Raw genomic sequence first — 3,877 nt, forward strand, 5'->3', positions numbered from 1 at the left:
CATGGGCTTCGGCCCGCAGCGCCCGCATCACCTGCGCGATGCGCGGGATCTCGGCGGGCTGGTTGCGGCCCTGGGCCTGGCCGGCGGCGCGCTGCTCGGCGGTGGTGTAGAGCCAGTGCGGCGGAATATCGGGCGCATCGGTCTCGACAACGATGGCCTCCATCGGCAGCTGCTGCAGCAGGCGGCGCAGGTGCAGCGCGCGCTCATAGGTGACGGCGCCGCCAAAGCCCAGCGCAAAGCCGCGCTCGATAAACTGCTGGGCCTGCTGCAGGCTGCCGTTGAAGGCATGCGCAATGCCGCCCTGCACCGGCCAGCGGCGCAGCGCGCGCAGCAGTTGGTCCGACGAGCGGCGCACATGCAAGATGACGGGCAGGTCAAAGCGGCGCGCCAGTTGCAGCTGCTGCTCGTAAAACCAGGTCTGGCGTTCGGCATCGAGCCCGGGCACAAAAAAATCCAGGCCGATCTCGCCAATCGCGACCAGGCGCGGGTCATCGCGGCAGTCTTCGAGCATGGTGGCCAAGGCGTCGATATCGGCTTCGGCCGCGCGCCCGGTGTAGAGCGGATGGATGCCCAGCGCATAGCTGTCACCCCAGCGCTGGGCCAGCTCGCGCACGGTGGCCCAGTTGCTGCGCTCCACCGCTGGAATCACGCAGTGGGCGACCCCCACCGCATGCGCGGCGGCGCGCAGCGCATCGCGGTCGGCATCGAACTCGGGCGCATCCCAGTGGCAGTGGGTGTCAATCCAGAAAGGCATGCGGACGCGGCCAGCGTGGCTCAGGCTTCAAAGCGCCCGTTGACCATGCGCACCGCACGGTCGCAGCGCTGGGCCAGCTCGCCATCATGGGTGACCATGACAAAGGCGGTGCCGCGCTCGCGCGCCAGCTGCAACATCAGCGCAAACACGGTGTCGGCGGTGGCGCGGTCCAGGTTGCCGGTGGGCTCGTCGGCCAGCACGCAGGCGGGCTGGGTGACCAGCGCGCGCGCAATGGCCACGCGCTGGCGCTCGCCGCCCGAGAGCTCCGCGGGGCGGTGCAGCACACGGTCCTTGAGGCCCACCGACGCCAGCACTTCACGCGCACGCTCGGTACATTCGGCATAGGGCATGCGGCGGATGCGCAGCGGCATCGCGACGTTGTCCAGCGCGCTGAACTCGGGCAGCAGATGGTGAAACTGGTAGATAAAGCCCAGGTGCTGGTTGCGCAGCTCGCCTTGGCGGCTGGCGCTGAGCGTATCGAGCCGCTGACCGTGCAGGCTGACAGTGCCGCTACTGGGCGCGTCCAGGCCGCCGAGCAAGTGCAGCAAGGTGGATTTGCCCGAGCCCGAGGCGCCGACGATGGCCAGGGTCTCGCCGGCACGCACCTGCAGGTCGATGCCATGGAGCACTTGCACATCGAGCAGGCCTTCGGTAAAGCGCTTGGTCAGGCCCGAGGCCTCCAGGACGATGGACGAATCATTCATAACGCAGCGCCTCGGCGGGGTTCACGCGGCTGGCGCGCCAGCTGGGATACAGGGTGGCCACAAAGGCCAGGATCAGGGAGATGACGGTAATCGGCACGATATCGCTGCGCTGGGGCTCGCTGGGCATCTGGCTGATGAGGTAAATGTCCTTGGGCAGGAAGCTGGTGTGCAGTGCGCGCTCGATCGCGGGCACGATCACATCGATATTGCAGGCAATCAGCAGGCCCAGGCCCAGACCGGCCAGGGTGCCGATGACGCCGACCAGCGCCCCCTGCACGACAAACACGCCCATGATGCTGCGCGGGCTCGCGCCCAGGGTGCGCAGGATCGCGATATCGGCGCGCTTGTCGGTGACGGTCATCACCAAGGTGGTGACCAGGTTGAACGCGGCCACGGCAACGATCAGGGTCAGGATGATGAACATCATGCGTTTTTCGACCTGAACGGCGGCAAACCAGGTCTTGTTCTGCTGCGTCCAGTCGCGGATCAGCAGGTGGCCGCTCAGGCTGTGGGCCAGCTGCTGGGTCACCTCGGGGGCCTGGTGCAGGTCCTTGAGCTTGAGGCGCACGCCGGTCGGGCCTTCGAGGCGGAACAGGCGCTCGGCGTCCTCATGGTGCATCAGCACCAAGGTCGAGTCGTACTCGTAGTGGCCGGAATTGAAGGTGCCCACCACCTGCATCTGCTTGAGGCGGGGCACGGTGCCCGCTGGCGTGACCTGGCCGCTGGGCACGATCAAGGTGACCTGGTCGCCCTGGCCCACGCCCAGAATGCGCGCCAGCTCCGAGCCCAGCACGACATGGAAGCTGCCCGGTGTGAGCGCCTGCAAACTGGTCTGCTCGATGCCGGTGGTCATGTCGGTGACCTCGGGCTCGAGCGCCGGGTCAATGCCGCGCAGCAGGGCGCCGCGCATGTCCTCGCCGCGGGCGACCAGGGCCTGGGCCGACACAAAGGGTGCCGCGCCAATCACGTTCGGATTGGCCTTGGCCTCGGCAATGGTGCGGGCCGGATCGGGCAAGGCATCACCGCCGGGCGTGAAGATCTCGATATGCGAGACCACGCTGAGCATGCGGTCGCGCACCTCCTTTTGAAAACCGTTCATCACCGACAGCACGATGATCAAGGCCGCCACCCCCAGTGCAATGCCCAGCATGGACACGCCCGAGATGAACGAAATAAACCCGTTGCGCCGGGTTGCACGGCCCGCACGGGTGTAGCGCCAACCCAGCGCCAATTCATAGGGAATCTGCATAAATCGTTCTAAAAATATATTTGGTGCATCCGCTCGGCAAATACAGCACCTTAATCCACTGCACCGCAAACCGCATTGTGGCATCGCCGACAATAGACCCATGTCGGAAAACCAGCATTTGATCATCTCCTACGCAGCCACGGACGAGCCGGGCTGCCAGCAAGCCTTGCAGACGCTCCTCCTGCCGAACCTGCAACGCCTACTGCGGCAGTGGTCTGTCAGTGCCAGCGACAACGGCGCGCTGGAAGATTTTGCCCCGCCCCATGAACGTGTGCTGGCCCAGGCCCTGGGCCTGCCGCCCAAGGCCACGCCCTGGGCCGCGCTGTACCAGCTGCAAAACGGCCAGACTCCGGCCGATGCCGGCTGGGCCTTTCTCTCGCCCTGCCACTGGCAGATTTCGCCCGACCAGGTGCGCATGAGCGACCTTTCTGCCGCGCGGATGAGCGACGACGAATCGCGCAGCCTGCTGGCCATCATGGCGCCCTGGTTTACCGAAGACGGCATTGCGCTGGTCTACGACCGGCCCGACCGCTGGCTGGCGCGCGGCGCGGTGTTTGCGCAGCTCGATACCGCTGCGCTGGACCGCATTGCGCTGCGCGATGTGCGGTCCTGGCAGCCCGACAAAGCGCAGGCCGCCGTGCTGCAGCGCCTGCAGACTGAGATGCAGATGCTGCTCTACACCCATGCCTTCAGCGATGCACGCGAGGCCAGTGGCCGCGCGCCCATCAATTCGTTCTGGGTGCACGGCGCAGGCGCCCTGCCCGCTGGCTACCAGCTGCCCGCCCAGACGCCGGTACTGAACACGGCCCTGCGCGACAGCGCCCTGGTGGGCGATTGGCGCAGCTGGCAGCAGCAGTGGCAGCAGCTGGATGCGACACTGGCCACCACCGCGTGGAGCCAGATCAGCCTGTGCGGCGAGAAAAATGCCATCACGCTGGCGCCCCCAGCCCCCGGCTGGCTACCCAAAATCAAGCAATGGCTGGCTCCGACCAAGCCCATGGCGCTTCTAAGTTCTTTATGAAAATTCTGGCCAGAGATATTCCCCCGCGCACCGTCTGGGCGCTGGAGCAGGCAGGCGTGCACCCGCTGCTCGCCCGCCTGTTTGCCGCGCGCGGCGTGCAGGCTGCCGCCGAGCTCGATGACGGCCTGGCGCAGCTGCTGCCACCTGCC

4 protein-coding genes are annotated in these 3,877 nt (G+C 66.7%); 1 reads left to right on the forward strand and 3 read right to left on the reverse strand.

Features of this window, described 5'->3' with window-relative positions; all coding sequences use genetic code 11:
• The 3 genes from H928_RS0104500 to H928_RS0104510 all read right to left on the reverse strand — a co-directional run.
• The coding region (locus tag H928_RS0104500; RefSeq protein WP_021025442.1) for a TatD family hydrolase at positions 1 to 754 on the reverse strand (754 nt) is incomplete at its 3' end.
• Positions 755 to 774: 20 nt separating this feature from the next.
• Positions 775 to 1,458, reverse strand: a complete 684-nt coding sequence (lolD, locus tag H928_RS0104505) for a lipoprotein-releasing ABC transporter ATP-binding protein LolD (protein ID WP_021025443.1) — start codon at positions 1,456 to 1,458, stop codon at positions 775 to 777.
• Positions 1,451 to 2,707 carry a lipoprotein-releasing ABC transporter permease subunit gene (locus H928_RS0104510; protein WP_021025444.1) on the reverse strand — a complete coding sequence of 419 codons (1,257 nt, stop codon included), beginning with the start codon at positions 2,705 to 2,707 and terminating at the stop codon, positions 1,451 to 1,453. Before H928_RS0104510 ends, lolD begins: the two co-directional genes overlap by 8 nt.
• Before the next feature lie 100 nt (positions 2,708 to 2,807).
• Between H928_RS0104510 and H928_RS0104515 the strand changes: the two genes are divergently transcribed.
• Complete coding sequence (locus H928_RS0104515; protein WP_021025445.1) at positions 2,808 to 3,728, forward strand: phosphoglycerate mutase; 921 nt, start codon at positions 2,808 to 2,810, stop codon at positions 3,726 to 3,728.
• Positions 3,729 to 3,877: the final 149 nt, after the last annotated feature.

Origin of the sequence: Comamonas sp. B-9 (assembly GCF_000410635.1) — a bacterium.
Taxonomy (GTDB): domain Bacteria; phylum Pseudomonadota; class Gammaproteobacteria; order Burkholderiales; family Burkholderiaceae_C; genus Comamonas.